The organism is Shewanella sp. VB17 (assembly GCF_013248905.1).
Classification (GTDB): Bacteria; Pseudomonadota; Gammaproteobacteria; order Enterobacterales; family Shewanellaceae; genus Shewanella.
Map to the genome: position 1 here is coordinate 2,594,283 of NZ_JABRVS010000001.1, position 15,170 is coordinate 2,609,452.

The 15,170-nt window shown below is 40.9% G+C and carries 14 protein-coding genes; 6 read left to right on the forward strand and 8 right to left on the reverse strand.

All coding sequences use genetic code 11. The features are described 5' to 3' along the window. Nucleotides 1-28 precede the first annotated feature (28 nt). Nucleotides 29-472, forward strand: coding sequence for a DUF1285 domain-containing protein (locus HQQ94_RS11120; RefSeq protein WP_173294488.1), 444 nt, complete (start codon nt 29-31; stop codon nt 470-472). Nucleotides 473-586: 114 nt separating this feature from the next. Beyond that, on the forward strand, nt 587-1,006 hold the full coding sequence (locus tag HQQ94_RS11125) for a MarR family winged helix-turn-helix transcriptional regulator (RefSeq protein ID WP_173294489.1): 420 nt from the start codon (nt 587-589) through the stop codon (nt 1,004-1,006). Nucleotides 1,007-1,183: 177 nt separating this feature from the next. On the opposite strand, the gene HQQ94_RS11130 is transcribed toward HQQ94_RS11125, so the two are convergent. After that, nucleotides 1,184-1,528, reverse strand: coding sequence for a hypothetical protein (locus tag HQQ94_RS11130; RefSeq protein WP_173294490.1), 345 nt, complete (start codon nt 1,526-1,528; stop codon nt 1,184-1,186). Nucleotides 1,529-1,734: 206 nt separating this feature from the next. Beyond that, entirely contained in the window at nt 1,735-2,769 is a 1,035-nt protein-coding gene (locus HQQ94_RS11135; RefSeq protein ID WP_173294491.1) for a Glu/Leu/Phe/Val dehydrogenase, read from the reverse strand. A gap of 253 nt (nt 2,770-3,022) precedes the next feature. Between HQQ94_RS11135 and HQQ94_RS11140 the strand changes: the two genes are divergently transcribed. Beyond that, on the forward strand, nt 3,023-3,466 hold the full coding sequence (locus HQQ94_RS11140; RefSeq protein ID WP_173294492.1) for a DUF4826 family protein: 444 nt from the start codon (nt 3,023-3,025) through the stop codon (nt 3,464-3,466). An 89-nt stretch (nt 3,467-3,555) separates the two neighbouring features. On the opposite strand, the gene HQQ94_RS11145 is transcribed toward HQQ94_RS11140, so the two are convergent. From HQQ94_RS11145 to HQQ94_RS11165, 5 genes are all read right to left on the reverse strand, one after another. After that, nucleotides 3,556-4,680 carry a cupin domain-containing protein gene (locus HQQ94_RS11145; RefSeq protein WP_173294493.1) on the reverse strand — a complete coding sequence of 375 codons (1,125 nt, stop codon included), beginning with the start codon at nt 4,678-4,680 and terminating at the stop codon, nt 3,556-3,558. A gap of 102 nt (nt 4,681-4,782) precedes the next feature. Then, complete coding sequence (purB, locus tag HQQ94_RS11150) at nt 4,783-6,153, reverse strand: adenylosuccinate lyase (protein WP_173294494.1); 1,371 nt, start codon at nt 6,151-6,153, stop codon at nt 4,783-4,785. 28 nt (nt 6,154-6,181) lie between these two features. Beyond that, on the reverse strand, nt 6,182-6,796 hold the full coding sequence (gene hflD / locus HQQ94_RS11155; RefSeq protein ID WP_173294495.1) for a high frequency lysogenization protein HflD: 615 nt from the start codon (nt 6,794-6,796) through the stop codon (nt 6,182-6,184). Nucleotides 6,797-6,799: 3 nt separating this feature from the next. After that, a complete protein-coding gene (mnmA, locus tag HQQ94_RS11160) occupies nt 6,800-7,918 on the reverse strand; it encodes a tRNA 2-thiouridine(34) synthase MnmA (protein WP_173294496.1) in 1,119 nt (372 codons plus the stop codon). 679 nt (nt 7,919-8,597) lie between these two features. Further along, nucleotides 8,598-9,317, reverse strand: a complete 720-nt coding sequence (locus HQQ94_RS11165) for a pseudouridine synthase (protein WP_173294497.1) — start codon at nt 9,315-9,317, stop codon at nt 8,598-8,600. A 366-nt stretch (nt 9,318-9,683) separates the two neighbouring features. On the opposite strand from HQQ94_RS11165, the gene HQQ94_RS11170 reads away from it, so the two are divergent. Then, complete coding sequence (locus tag HQQ94_RS11170) at nt 9,684-11,906, forward strand: NADP-dependent isocitrate dehydrogenase (protein WP_173294498.1); 2,223 nt, start codon at nt 9,684-9,686, stop codon at nt 11,904-11,906. A gap of 111 nt (nt 11,907-12,017) precedes the next feature. Here HQQ94_RS11170 and cspD read toward each other — a convergent pair whose 3' ends face one another. Next, entirely contained in the window at nt 12,018-12,224 is a 207-nt protein-coding gene (gene cspD, locus HQQ94_RS11175) for a cold shock domain-containing protein CspD (RefSeq protein WP_173294499.1), read from the reverse strand. Nucleotides 12,225-12,471: 247 nt separating this feature from the next. On the opposite strand from cspD, the gene clpS reads away from it, so the two are divergent. Both clpS and clpA read left to right on the forward strand, forming a co-directional pair. Then, nucleotides 12,472-12,780, forward strand: coding sequence for an ATP-dependent Clp protease adapter ClpS (clpS, locus tag HQQ94_RS11180; RefSeq protein ID WP_173294500.1), 309 nt, complete (start codon nt 12,472-12,474; stop codon nt 12,778-12,780). Nucleotides 12,781-12,816: 36 nt separating this feature from the next. Next, on the forward strand, nt 12,817-15,075 hold the full coding sequence (gene clpA / locus HQQ94_RS11185) for an ATP-dependent Clp protease ATP-binding subunit ClpA (RefSeq protein WP_173294501.1): 2,259 nt from the start codon (nt 12,817-12,819) through the stop codon (nt 15,073-15,075). Nucleotides 15,076-15,170: the final 95 nt, after the last annotated feature.

Here is a 15,170-nt window from a genome sequence, read left to right on the forward strand (position 1 = left end):
TTTTAGGGGGCAATATTGAGGATCGAGTATGAGCGATAACAACACGTTAATACAACAGCATCTGGCTAGGTTAGACAAGCGAGCTGAGTTGTGTTCAGAAGACGTATTGTTCAAGATCGATGCACAAGGTGATTGGTTCTATGTTGATGAAATACTACCGGTTAAATTTGCGCGCTTGTTTGCGTCGATTCTTAATAATATTAACGGTGAGTATTTTCTGATCACACCAGTTGAAAAATTGAAGGTTAAGGTATCTGGACATGCATTAAGCATTGTGGATTATCACTGCTTCGAGGCTGGAGGGATTGAAGTGACCACCTCATTACAGACTCGCCATAAGTTGGTTGATGTCGCTGCTTTTAACGTGAATGATGAAGAGATTTATGCGGTAGTCGAAAGAGGCATGACAGCAAAATTAGGTCGAGCATGTTATTATCGTTTTATTAATGAGTTCATGGTGGATGATTATTAAAGTTTTGATATTTAAAGGTTTATATTTTAAAGGCTAATTAGTTACCAGTATTGCTAGTTTCTTGTGAACTAAGTGGTAATATTAAATGAGGTACTTATAGTGTGGAGATGCTGATTGAAACAGTCGGAAAGTTTAGGTTATCTGGTTTCTCATTTGAATATCGATTTACAACATGCACTAGATCAGAAGCTCAAGCGATACCAGTTAGACATTAAGTTGTGGCCGGTTCTTTTTGCACTATGGCAAGAGGAAGGGATCACCCAGACTGAACTTTCTAAGCGTTGTGATGTCGCGAATTACACCATGACGCGTCTTTTGGATCAACTCCAAACACAAGGCTTGATCACTCGACATCAAGAAGCCGATAATCGTCGTGCTTTTCAGATCTTACTGACCAACTCAGGTAAAGCGTTAGAACAAGATCTGATTGTTGAAGCCGAACGTGTGAATGAACACTTCTTAGCAAATCTCTCCATTGAAGAGCAATGTGTTTTTGTGGCATTACTGAATAAAATAAACCGCTTCCCAGTATAATATTCATTTGTCATTAAACATTTGGGCGAAGCTTGATGGATACTAGGGTCGATAGAAACGAGAATACATACCAAGCTCATCTCTATCTGTCATCATCAGTTGGGTGGAATGGAGTAAAAAATGAAACTGAATTAATGGAAATCGGCTTAATATTTGCCCAGCTTAATAATGTTAAAATTAATTCAGTAGTAATAACAACAAGCTTGATAATATAAAAAACGTGGCTAAATTTTGTAATGATTTTCGACTGCGTAGTAAGCTCCCTTTACCTTGTTTAATGCTCGTAATTAAAAAATTCTTTTTATATATTCGACATATCATCAATTCTGATGTCGGATCGATAAGTAATTGAAATTTACAATGATTACCATCATCTAGTTGTATTTTATGTTCACTGCGTTGCCTGAAATTCAATTTCCTAGACACCATTTTCCCATTGATGTATACCTGTTCTAATCCGCACCAATTACTTGCCTGAAGTTCAATGACATCCTGATTGAGATCATACTTGAAAGTAACCATACTGCTTTCCTCTGTAAGGTAACTAGCCTCTAATTCAAGCAGACAAATATGACAATATCCAGTACAAAATGATTAATTTTCTGTGCTAGTTAACTATCTCTTTGGCAGGCTTGGTAAAATACTTTTTGGCATAAAAAAAAGGGATAAAATAGTGTTTGTCCCTTTGTTGTTTTCTGATCATTTTGCATCAATACTGCGTGATCAATTTATTCTTTGGCAGCATGAATAATCGTACGTGCAAGTTCGTCAGCAACTGATGTGGTCGTGCAGTTTTGCTCATCAGCTTGGATAAAGACACGCATAAGTGTCTCATAGATCTCTTCAACTTTTTGAGTCGACAGTGCGGCATCATAATTTTTTTCGAATGAGACATTAATGATCCCCCCTGCATTGATCACATAATCTGGTGCGTACAAGATATTGAGGGCTTTAAGCTCATCACCGTGTCTGGCTTCTGCTAATTGATTGTTGGCACACCCAGCCACAATGGTGGCCTTAATGAGTGGGATAGTGGTGTCATTAATGGTTGCGCCTAGTGCACAAGGAGCATAAACATCGACATCTTGGTGATAAATATCCTGAGGTGAAACAATTTCTGCGCCAAACTCTGTAACGACTCTATCTAAAGAGGCTTGATTGATATCTGTAACGATTAACTTAACGCCTTCATTGTGAAGGTGACGGCATAAATAGTAACCAACATGGCCAACCCCTTGGACTGACATTTTGAGACCATTAAGGCTATCGATACCACGTTGGTGTTTAACTGCTGCTTTGATGCCTAAATATGTCCCCAATGCCGTAAAGGGAGAGGGATCACCGCTCTTGCCTTCAAGGCCTGCCATATAGGGCGTTTCTTCATGTGCAATCATGATATCTGCTGTGTTCACTCCTACATCTTCTGCAGAGTAGTATTTACCTCCTAAACTATCGATGCAACGACCAAAGGCGCGAAAGAGTGCTTTTCTGTCTTGTATGTTAGGATTGTCAATGATAACTGATTTACCACCGCCCATTTTTAGACCCGCTAAAGCATTTTTATAGGTCATGCCACGTGATAAACGTAACACATCATTTAATGCTTCATCATCAGAGGCGTAGTTCCACATTCTACAGCCACCTACTGCAGGGCCTAAATGTGTATTATGGATAGCAATAATGGCTTTTAAGCCGCTCTCTTTGTCCTGACAAAACACGACCTGTTCATGTTCGTCAAATGAGATATGATTGAATACAGTCACGTAACAGTCTCCCTAAGGATTGAAACACTGGCCCTATTAAATAGTTAACTTGAGCCTTATTAAAGTTATTGCAGAACGATAGCATTTAGGGATACTCTCAACAAAATAAAGACTTGGATTAATTGTGGAACGTGTGGCAATTTTGCTTTCCACTTTACGTTAACGTTAATTAAAAACTAATTTTAACTGATTTTGGCTGAGTGTATTCTGAACGCGATCATCTGCTCGATATCACCATAGAATAGGATGTAATATGACCGAAAAATTAGCGAGCTCAACAGCCACGCTAGCGCCTGAGCAAGAAGAAGCATTACAGCAGCAGTGGATAAAAGAACATTTTCAAAAAGCAAACCGTTTTCTTGCTGAAAAGGGCGTGATCCCAAGTAAAGTGGTCACTGATGACAGTCGTTATTTAGCCCCCTATGTTGCAGTTTGGAAGATGGAATCTAAACAACCGATTAAACAAACTTTTTGGGTGATATCTGGAGATCTACCCAGTGATTATGTGGATGTCAAAGTAGCAACAACTGCGCGTGATGCCTTGCGTCATTTTTCCATGATGTGGCAAATGAAAGCGGAAAACTTACATCAATCTGGTGTCACAAAAGATCCAATACACGCTAAGTTTGCTCAGTTATTGGTGTCACGTGCAGAAAGTCTTTATCAGCTCCAAGGTGACACGAAACTGTGGGGATAACGGTTTCATTAGGCGTTTAAAAATGGCAGTTCACATGCCATTTTTAGTTATTTTCTCAGTTTGAAAACACGAGCATATAATGAGTGGCATTAACCTAGATAGTAATAGCCTTTATTCAATAATGAGATAAGTAAGTTGCAGGTATGATTTGATTTGCATAATTGTGAAGCGAGTATATTATCGATAATGAATGCGTTAGTGATAGTATTAACAGCGCTACTTTCGAGATCTTGACTGTCAAAGACTTCACCATTGATAAATATTCTCTTGTTATCGCCTTCGACAGAAATCACTTTTAAGCCGCCAATTCTATGTATTTCAGCACCCTCTGACAGGGATTGAAGCAAATCATCTTGGGTGTAAGTATTATCAGGCTCACACAGATCCAATTCGAAACGATTTTGACTAAGCAATTGCCCTAATACTGTCTGGTAGTGTTTAGGTTTCTGCAGTAACTCATTGAGCAAGGTAAGCATATCTTGTTGTTGTTCAATGGATATATGGCTTGGTGATGTTGGCTCTGTTGTTGAAATAAAGCGTTTTAAGCCGGTATTACTGTCGATGAGATGATCGGCAATGCCACTAAATAGTTCTTGTTGGCTTGGTGCTCTAAACCCGAACGAGTAACTTAATGCCGTTGTCAGTGTATTAGCGCAGTGTGGAAAACCAGGAGGTATGTACAACATATCTCCGGCTTCAAGTATCACGTCAATAATGGGGTCAAAATCATCAATCAGTGCGGTGTTTTCATCACCACCTCTAGGTTGATATTGTTTTTTTTCTCCTACTTTCCAGTGTCGGGATCCCTCTCCTTGGAGTAAAAATACGTCATAATTGTCAATATGGGGGCCGACACCACCACCTGCGGTGGCAAAGGAGACCATTAAATCATCAAAGCGCCAATCAGGAATAAACCTAAAAGCTTGAATAAGTGGAGCGACATCAGGAAACCAGTGGTTGACTGCCTGGACTAACAATTGCCAGTGACTTTCGCCAAATTGATTATAATCATCAATTGGCCCTTGCACTGTCTTCCAGTCATTTTCCTGTGTGACGATAACACGTGATGAGATCTCTTCTTCACAGGCCAGACCTGCGAGTTCATCGGCACTAATGGGATCAACAAAATCACTAAATGCCCCTTTAATGACAAGAGGGGATTGTTGCCAATGTTTGGATAAAAATTCATCAGTGTTGATATTTAATTTATACATAGAGTGGTTTCACTTGCAGTAAAGGAGCGGATTATGCGTTTAGATATAAAAAAACGGTAAGGGTTAGCCTACCGTTTTGATGAAGAGTGTAAAATGAAAGACTTATTTCATTTCGTCTACAAAAGCTTCTGCACGACCAATATAATTAGCCGGAGTCATCTTTTTAAGCTCAATTTTTACTTTTTCAGGTAGTTCAAGACCATCGATAAATACTGCAAGTTGCTCACCATCAATACGCTTACCACGCGTGAGCTCTTTGAGTTTTTCATATGGTTTTTCAATTCCGTAACGACGCATCACGGTTTGTACTGGCTCTGCCAATACTTCCCAATTTTTGTTTAGCTCTGCGCGAAGTTGTTCTTCGTTAATCTCAAGCTTACTGATCCCTTTTAAAGTCGCTTGATAAGCTATCAGAGCATGGGCGATACCAACACCTAAGTTCCGTAACACAGTTGAATCGGTTAAGTCACGCTGCCATCGAGACACGGGCAGTTTAGAGGCAAGGTGCTGCATCAGTGCGTTAGCAATGCCTAAGTTACCTTCTGAGTTTTCAAAATCGATAGGATTCACTTTATGCGGCATGGTTGAAGAGCCAATTTCGCCAGCGATGGTTTTTTGTTTGAAATGGCCTAATGCGATGTAACCCCAGATGTCACGATCGAAGTCTATCAGTACAGTGTTAAAACGTGCGACAGCATCAAACAGTTCTGCGATGTAATCATGAGGTTCTATTTGAGTGGTATAGGCATTCCAGTTTAGCCCAAGGCCAGTGACAAAACGCTCTGACAGTTCATGCCAATTTACTTCAGGGTAAGCTGAAATGTGGGCGTTGTAGTTACCGACAGCACCGTTGATTTTACCCATCAATTGAACAGCATTTATGTGAGTTAATTGGCGTTCGAGACGTACTGCCACATTTGCCATCTCTTTACCTAACGTAGAAGGCGAGGCAGGCTGTCCATGAGTACGTGACATTAAAGGAACAGAGCGATATTCTTTTGCTAAGCCTTTAATGGCATCAACAATCTGCTGGCAGTATGGAACAAGAACTTGCTCGCGGGCGTCGGTGAGCATTAAACCATGAGAGAGATTGTTTATATCTTCAGAAGTACACGCGAAGTGAACGAACTCATCAATAGCACGCAGTTCAGCATTATCGGCTATTTGCTCTTTAATGAAGTATTCCACGGCTTTAACATCATGGTTTGTGGTTGCTTCAATGGCTTTAATACGAAGTGCATTGCTTTCGCTAAAATTATCTTTAATGCTGTCGAGCAGCGCTAAAGCTGTTTCGCTAAAAGGGGGGATTTCTTCAATTTCTGGGCAGCTAGAGAGCAGCTTTAACCAGTTGATTTCGACTTGAACACGGTATTTGGTCAGGCCGTACTCGCTGAAAATCCCTCTTAATGAGGCGGTTTTACTACCATAACGACCGTCTACAGGAGAGATAGCAGTTAGTGCGGATAATTCCATTATGAAGCTCCTTAATGAACTTAACTTATTATAGGGAAAGACTTTTATTAGCTATATCCAGGATGGATTTTCTGGCGAAGACAAGCTGTCTACGTTTGCCACCCAACTGGCGCCACAATACTGCACTGCGCATCGCAGCAAGCAGTAGTGCTCGAATTTTTTCTTGGACCTGAGTTTGTTTCAGGTATTCAGGGTTGCCTGAAATTTGAATTTTTGGGCCTAAACTACTGATGATATCGCTGTAAATACCTGCGAAATTAGCCACGACTTGTTCATCAGTGATGGTAAAATGATGCAGTTGACGATGGACCTGATTGATTCTCTCTGCCAATATCCCCATGGTATTACTACGAGAAAGTTTACGTTCGAGGGCTAATATACCCACGAGATAGCGGGTAACTTCGACATCTTTATCTTTGCTATCGCCAAGTTGATTGACGATAAGCTGGTAGCCTTTATTCAATGCTATTTTATCTGCATAGACTTCAGATGTTGAATCTGGATTAGTGACTAACACAGTATTAAGACTTGCCGCTAGGCTATCTTTATCTGCATTTCCGTGCCTAGCGGTATGTTGTACCTGTGCAATTGCTTGCAAAATGCCAGCAAAAGCCATCGTACGTTCATCTAGAAACTCACTCACGTCTTATTCTCTTATTAATGAATCAATAATGCCACCGCCTAAACACAATTGGCCATCGTAAAAAACAGCTGATTGCCCTGGTGTCACTGCAGCAAGGGGGTCGTCAAATAAGACTTTAATTTTGTCTTTATCTTCATAGAACAAAGTACAAGCAACGTCTCTTTGACGATAACGAGTTTTCACCGTAAGGGTCGTCTTGTCACTCGGTCCTTTTTTATCAACCCAGTGTAATTGATCTGCATAGAAACCCATTGACATCAATCGAGGGTGAGTACCACCTTGGCCTACAACGAGGACGTTGCGATCCATTTCTTTATCGACCACATACCAAGGGTTATCATTGCTATTTTTCATACCACCGATCCCTAAACCTTTGCGTTGGCCTAGCGTGTGGTACATCAAGCCTTGATGAGTGCCAATGACTTCGCCTTCAGCGGTTTCAATTTTACCCGGCTGCGCAGGTAAAAAAGTGCTGAGGAAGTCAGTAAACTTACGTTCACCGATAAAACAAATTCCAGTGCTGTCTTTTTTATCGTGGGTGATGAGGCCCATCTCTTTTGCTAATGCTCTGACTTCACTTTTTTCAAGTTCGCCCACAGGAAAAAGTGAGCGGGAAATTTGTTCATGGCTTAATGTGTAGAGAAAATAGCTTTGATCTTTATTGCCATCGACACCACGCAACATTTGGCTTTGACCGCTGTCATCACTGCGACGAACATAATGTCCCATGGCAATGTAATCAGCCTCTAGGATATCATCAGCAAATTCAAGAAACGCTTTAAATTTAATCTCTTTATTGCAAATAATGTCGGGGTTAGGCGTTCTGCCCGCTTTATACTCAGCAAGAAAATATTCGAATACATTATCCCAATATTCAGATGCAAAATTAACAGTATGTAGCGTAATGTTAAGCTTATCACACACTGCTTGCGCATCTTTCAGATCGTCAGCAGCGGCGCAATATTCATTGGTGTCATCTTCTTCCCAGTTTTTCATGAAAAGACCTTCGACTTGATAGCCCTGTTTAAGTAACAGGTAAGCCGAAACCGATGAGTCGACACCGCCGGACATGCCGACAATGACTTTTTTATTTTGAGTCGCAGTGGAGTCGATTATTGCCATAGATCCTAAACCGTTGTATGTGGCCTAAATAGCTTAAGATAACGACGAAGCATCTTGTCCCTATTTAAGCATGTGCTCAAGTAAGCGCCTTAGATTCGAACTATCTTTAAAAAAACAAGCTATATTTTTTGGCGGTATTCTAACACGCATTCTAGCTATGAGCTAACTTGAGAGGCGCAGTATTGCACCCTTCTAGCACATAATGTGTTTTATTTTTGGTGTCTTCACACTTGAATGTCCCTATGAGCTTTTAAGGTGTTAGTCAGTGAGTCGATGTCTTCTTCGTTAATATTGGTACTGGTAGGCTGTAACTAAAGCGTTAATGTTACTTTAACGGTCTTTTTTAAGGGCTCGGCGTCAAAAGATCCACAGGTCAACAAGCTGCTGCTTTAAAAATAACCTGTAGGTTGTTTATGTAAAATGTCCATGATAGTTTTATTGTTCAATAGTCTGTTTTACATTTTTGCTATCAAGAGAAGATATGATGCTCAGATAGCCGTGAAACTAGAAAATGACATTGTCTGATGACTTGCTTGTTACTATTTCGTCAATATTGGCATGTTCTGCCTAGAGAGTTCATATCATTAAGCCGTGATATGGCTACTCATAAAAAGCTTACTGATGTGGTGGGTCCATCAGATAAGTGTCTCCTTATGATGATGCCGAAAGAGTTAGGCAGTTAAGAGGAGCCTGAAGAATCATGACAAAGGCTTAAATATTGGCCAGGTTGAAGGTTATCAAGACTCCATTGGCCTATTTTATAACGGATCAGTCTGAGCGTTGGAAAACCGATGTGAGCTGTCATTCTGCGGATCTGGCGATTACGTCCTTCACAAATTTCAATTGTCAACCAAGTGGTTGGGATCGCTTTGCGTTCCCTGATCGGAGGAACACGTGGCCATATGTCTGGTTGAGGCATGATTGCCACATTAGCGGGTAAAGTCATCCCGTCTTTGAGCTCGACGCCATGTCGCAACTTATCTAATTGAGCGTCACTTGGCATGCCTTCAACCTGAACCCAATAGGTTTTAAACGTCTGTTTTTTAGGCTCAGTTAGGCGAGATTGAAGTTTGCCATCATTAGTGAGTAAAAGTAAGCCTTCGCTGTCTCGGTCTAATCTCCCTGCGGCATAAATGTCTGGAATAGCAATAAAATCTTTTAATGTTTGGCGGCCTTGTTCATCGGTAAATTGGCAAAGTACATCAAAAGGTTTATTGAATAGGACAATGATTGGGTTCTTGACCTTAGGTTTACTTTTTGCTGAATGTCGCTTAAGCACTCGAGTTGTGACATTGATTTTGTTACTAGGAACTCTGGATCCTTTTGTGTTTTTTTGAACTTTAGAAGCCGTAGTGCGGGTGTTTTTGGGTGTGCATTTGGGTTTAATTGTGTGACTCACGCTGACTAATCTTCTGGCATAGTATGAATTAATGGTTACAGTGTACTGCGCATTGCCCCTTTGTGGAATGTGAATATTGCCTAGAATGTTTTATGATGTCCGCGATCTACCCTAAGAGGTTACCGTATCTTGAGATGTTTATCTTAAACAGCATGACGTGATTTTAGGGCGAAAAGTGTGTATTTTACGGAGGAACCCATTAAATCAGACGTTTTACTCTTTTGATTGCGACTAACCATTTTATTGAATCTAGGTGTTAATCAAGATGTGATAAAAGCATTGATATAACTGCAACGGGTAAAAATAAGCAGTGTATAAAAATAAAATATTTTTAATTCTCTATTTTACAATAATGTAGGACGAAAAATGACTGACAATTCAACAATTATCTATACTGAAACAGATGAAGCACCCGCATTAGCCACTTTATCTCTACTGCCTATTATCAAGAGGTTTACGCAAGCGGCAGGCGTAAATGTAGAAACTCGTGATATCTCTCTTTCGGGTCGAATTATTGCCAATTTTCCAGAAAACCTCTCAGATCACCAAAAAATGAGTGATGCATTAGCTGAGCTGGGTGAGCTTGCAGGTCAACCAGAAGCTAACATCATTAAGTTACCGAACATTAGTGCTTCTATTCCTCAATTGAAGGCATGTATTCTAGAGTTACAAAATAAAGGTTATGATATTCCGTCATACCCTGATGAACCAACGAATGCAGCAGATAAAGCCATTCAAACTTGCTACGATAAAATTAAAGGTAGCGCAGTAAATCCGGTATTACGTGAAGGTAATTCAGATCGTCGTGCGCCGGCTTCTGTTAAGAAATATGCTCAGAAACATCCACATTCTATGGGAGCATGGAGCCGTGATTCTAAAACGCATGTTGCGCATATGAATGAAGGGGATTTCTACGGCAGTGAAAAATCATTAACCTTATCATCTGCAGATGAAGTGAAGATTGTGCTGACGATGACTGGCGGCCGTGAGCAGGTATTGAAAGAATCATTTCCTTTGTTGGCTGGTGAGGTGATTGATGCAGCAGTATTGAGTAAAAAGGCATTAGTTGATTTTTTTGAACGTGAGATTGAAGAGGCTAAAAACCAAGGTGTACTGCTTTCTCTGCATTTGAAAGCCACCATGATGAAGGTGTCTGATCCAATCCTTTTTGGCCATGCTGTTAAAGTTTACTATAAAGATCTTTTTGCTAAACACGCATCATTATTTGATGAGTTGGGTGTCGATGTTAACAATGGTTTTGGTGATGTTTATGCCAAAATAGCGCAATTACCAGCGGAGCAAAAAGCGGCTATTGAGGCTGATATCGCCGCAATATATGCCAATCGCCCAGAGCTTGCCATGGTTGATTCTGATAAGGGGATCACTAATTTACACGTACCAAGTGATGTGATTATCGACGCTTCTATGCCGGCAGCGATACGTACATCGGGTATGATGTGGGATAATGACGGTCAACCCAAAGATACCAAGGCGATGATCCCAGATCGCTGCTATGCAGGTGTTTACCAAGAAACGATCACCTTTTGTAAAGAGCATGGTGCGTTTAACCCAACGACGATGGGCAGTGTGCCAAACGTCGGTTTGATGGCGCAAAAGGCTGAAGAGTACGGCAGTCACGATAAGACATTTGAGATCCCTACAGCTGGTACTGTTAACGTGATGAATCATCAGGGGGAAGTACTGCTTTCCCATGACGTTGAAGCGGGTGATATTTGGCGAATGTGTCAAGTCAAGGATGCCCCTATTCGAGATTGGATTAAACTTGCGGTTAAACGTTCACGCTTATCGTTAACACCTGCAGTATTCTGGTTAGATGAAAATCGTGCCCATGATGCTGAAATTATTAATAAGGTTAAGCAGTATCTCCCAGATTATGATACCGAAGGGCTAGATATCCGTATTATGTCTCCAGTTACAGCGACACGTTTTACGTTAGCGCGAACCAAAGAGGGCTTGGATACCATTTCAGTTACTGGCAATGTATTACGCGACTATTTAACGGATCTTTTCCCCATTTTAGAGCTAGGTACCAGTGCTAAAATGTTGTCTATTGTCCCCTTAATGAATGGGGGAGGATTATTTGAAACCGGTGCGGGTGGATCAGCGCCTAAACATGTCCAACAAGTTGAGAAAGAGGGCCACCTACGTTGGGATTCTCTGGGTGAGTTCTTGGCGTTGGCAGCCTCTCTTGAGCATTTAAGCCAAACCACCAATAATGCTAAAGCACAAGTATTAGCCGACACATTGGATGCGGCAATTGGGCAGTTTTTAGATCAAAATAAGTCACCTTCACGTCGTGTGGGTCAGATAGATAATCGAGGCAGTCATTTTTATCTCGCGATGTATTGGGCTCAAGAAGTGTCGCAGCAAAACCAGGATACAGAGTTAAAAGCGCAGTTTTCATCGCTTGCTGAAGCTTTGACGAACAATGAAGCTAAAATTATGGAAGAGTTAAATGCAGCACAAGGTTCTGCTGTTGATCTTGGTGGGTATTATCGTTTGGATACCAGTAAAGCCTTGGTTGAAATGCGCCCAAGTGCGACATTAAATGCGTTGTTGACAGCGTAGGGAATACGATTGATGCAAAATAATTTTTTTGTCATTATGATCCTATGATTATGTTGTAGATAATAAAAAGGCAGGGAACCACCCTGCCTTTTTGTTTAACATCGCCTTATGTTAATTTGTGGGTGAAATCGCCGATGCGTGCATCCCCTTAGGTCCAGCTTCTACTTCGAATTGAACGGGTTGGCCTGCCTTTAGCGTGCGATAGCCTTCCATATCAATGGTAGAATAGTGTGCAAAAACGTCTTCGCCACCAGCTTCAGGGCAGATAAACCCGAATCCTTTGGCGTTGTTGAACCATTTAACAGTCCCGTTTGCCATACTTCCACTTCCTTCTGTTGTCTACTTGCCAGTATGAGAGTAAAACTAAATAAGCGGGGACAATTCGCCGCTGTTAAACAGAATGAAAGGAGTGGGTTTATATGTCAAGAATAATTTAACAAAAAACTAACATTTAAGTAAAAAGTTTGTTTCAATTGATGAGTGGATATTAGATTGTAGAAGAAAGCTTTTTACTGAATAATCTCTTTAATTGGTACAAGCGATGACTAGAGGCTAATATTGAACCATGGGTAAAGCAGGAAACATTGAGCACGTTGAAGAATGTGTCGAATCGAAATTAATGTCACCTTCGATGTACAAGGTGGTTTTAAATAATGATGATTATACGCCAATGGATTTTGTGATTGAGGTATTACAACTCTTTTTCCAAAAAACGGAGGAGCAAGCGACAGATATTATGCTTGCAATTCATCATCAGGGGAAAGGCATTTGTGGTGTTTTTCCTTTTGGGATTGCCGAAACAAAGGTTGCTCAAGTAAATCAATTTGCAAGACAAAACGAACATCCGTTACTGTGTTCATTAGAGAAAGCCTGAGTTGGGTTATTTTAGTGGTAAATTTAGGGGGTGCTTATGTTAAATAAAGATCTTGAAGTCACCTTAAACCTGGCATTTCAGCAAGCCAGAGATGCACGTCATGAGTATATGACGGTAGAACACCTGCTGCTCGCGTTAATAGATAATCCAGCTGCGCAAGAAGCTTTAGTGGCTTGCGGAGCAAATCTTAATAAATTAAGAGAGGATGTGTCTAATTTTATTCAGCAAACGACGCCTATCATCGCTGATCCTGAGGATGATAGAGAAACCCAGCCTACGTTAGGGTTCCAGAGAGTATTACAAAGGGCTGTGTTTCATGTGCAATCCTCTGGGCGTAATGAGGTCACTGGAGCCAATGTACTGGTTGCTATTTTTAGCGAACAGGAATCACAAGCAGTTTATCTTTTGCGCAATGGTGAGGTGACTCGCTTGGATGTGGTTAATTTTATTTCTCATGGTGTGTCTAAAGATGAGATAGAATCTGGATCGCAGCAGGAGCGAATTGAGGATCAAACTGAAAATGAAGAGGATAAAAGTAAGCTGTCCCAATTTGCTTCAAACCTCAATGAATTGGCAATACAAGGCAGTATCGATCCTTTAATTGGTCGTGGTGATGAGATTGAACGTTCGATTCAGATCCTGTGTCGTAGAAGAAAAAACAACCCGTTATTAGTCGGTGAAGCTGGGGTAGGTAAAACGGCCATTGCTGAAGGACTTGCGTATCGTATTGTTAAAAATGAAGTGCCGGAGGTAATGAGTTCTGCCACGGTATATTCGTTAGATTTGGGGGCATTACTTGCGGGGACTAAATACCGTGGTGATTTTGAGAAACGCTTTAAAAGTTTGCTTAAAGAGCTAGAAGATGATGAACATGCGATTTTATTTATTGATGAGATCCACACAATTATCGGAGCGGGTTCGGCTTCGGGAGGGGTTATGGATGCGTCAAATTTATTAAAACCGTTATTATCAGGTGGCAAGCTGAGGTGTATGGGATCGACGACTTTTCAAGAATACCAAAGTATTTTTGAGAAAGATCGCGCTTTGGCAAGGCGTTTTCAAAAAGTGGATATCAATGAACCTTCTGTTGCAGAAACGACCAAAATCCTCCAAGGGCTTAAGTCAAAATATGAAGAACACCATGGCGTGAGATATACCATGGCGGCGTTGAGTATTGCTGCGCGTTTGTCGGATAAGCACATTAATGACCGTCATCTTCCAGATAAAGCGATTGATGTCATTGATGAAGCAGGCGCACGTATGGCAATGCAGCCAGCCAATCGGAGAAAAAAGACGATTGGCCAGAGTGAAATTGAATCTATCATCGCTAAAATGGCACGTATTCCTGAGAAGTCCGTATCAGCGTCAGATAAGGATATGCTTAAAAACCTTGAGCGTAACCTGAAAATGGTTGTTTTCGGCCAGAATAAGGCGATTGAGAGCCTCAGCTCCGCCATTCGACTGTCTCGAAGTGGATTAAGTGGAGAACATAAACCTGTAGGCAGCTTTCTATTTGCTGGGCCGACAGGGGTAGGTAAAACTGAAATCACCAGTCAGTTAGCCAAATGTCTTGGGCTGAGCTTAGTACGCTTTGATATGTCTGAGTATATGGAGAGCCATGCGGTCTCACGTCTTATCGGTGCACCACCAGGTTATGTGGGTTATGATCAAGGAGGCTTGTTAACGGATGCTGTTCTCAAAAATCCTCATTGTGTTGTGTTACTTGATGAGATAGAAAAAGCGCATTCTGATGTTTATAACTTGCTATTGCAAGTCATGGACCATGGTATTTTGACTGATAACAATGGTCGAAAAGCCGACTTTAGGCATGTAACCTTAGTGATGACCACGAATGCAGGTGTACAAGAGACGGTCAGAAAATCGATTGGTTTTAAACAGCAAGATCATAGCCAAAACGCATTATCTGAAATTAATAAGGTATTTTCACCTGAGTTCAGAAACAGATTGGATGAGATCATCTGGTTTAATCATCTTGATTTGACTGTTATTGCAAAAGTGGTTGATAAGTTTTTAGTCGAATTGCAAGCTCAACTCGATGAAAAAGGGGTCACTCTAGATGTGAGTGATGAGGCTAGAACCTTACTTGCTGAAAAAGGTTACGATAAGGTCATGGGAGCCAGACCCATGGCACGTGTTGTGACTGAACTCATTAAGCGGCCATTAGCCGATGAAATTTTATTTGGTAAGCTCGAGAAGGGAGGGGTAGCCCATGTTGACACCAGTAAAAATGAGATTGTTATCTCAATAGGAGCCTTGGAAAAAGTCAGTCAGTAATTGGTTAACTGTTAGACATAAAAAAGGCTGCAATTGCAGCCTTTTTATGTGATGTTAATTCGATAAAATAAAAACGGGTATTGCCAGTTTTAAAA

What these genes read in the sequence shown, in the direction of transcription:
- HQQ94_RS11130 (WP_173294490.1), bottom strand. Translation starts at nt 1,528, where the DNA reads ATGGTTACTTTCAAGTATGATCTCAATCAGGATGTCATTGAACTTCAG.
- mnmA (WP_173294496.1), bottom strand. Translation starts at nt 7,918, where the DNA reads ATGGCAATAATCGACTCCACTGCGACTCAAAATAAAAAAGTCATTGTC.
- HQQ94_RS11120 (WP_173294488.1), top strand. Translation starts at nt 29, where the DNA reads ATGAGCGATAACAACACGTTAATACAACAGCATCTGGCTAGGTTAGAC.
- purB (WP_173294494.1), bottom strand. Translation starts at nt 6,153, where the DNA reads ATGGAATTATCCGCACTAACTGCTATCTCTCCTGTAGACGGTCGTTAT.
- clpS (WP_173294500.1), top strand. Translation starts at nt 12,472, where the DNA reads ATGGGTAAAGCAGGAAACATTGAGCACGTTGAAGAATGTGTCGAATCG.
- HQQ94_RS11170 (WP_173294498.1), top strand. Translation starts at nt 9,684, where the DNA reads ATGACTGACAATTCAACAATTATCTATACTGAAACAGATGAAGCACCC.
- cspD (WP_173294499.1), bottom strand. Translation starts at nt 12,224, where the DNA reads ATGGCAAACGGGACTGTTAAATGGTTCAACAACGCCAAAGGATTCGGG.
- clpA (WP_173294501.1), top strand. Translation starts at nt 12,817, where the DNA reads ATGTTAAATAAAGATCTTGAAGTCACCTTAAACCTGGCATTTCAGCAA.
- HQQ94_RS11145 (WP_173294493.1), bottom strand. Translation starts at nt 4,680, where the DNA reads ATGTATAAATTAAATATCAACACTGATGAATTTTTATCCAAACATTGG.
- HQQ94_RS11140 (WP_173294492.1), top strand. Translation starts at nt 3,023, where the DNA reads ATGACCGAAAAATTAGCGAGCTCAACAGCCACGCTAGCGCCTGAGCAA.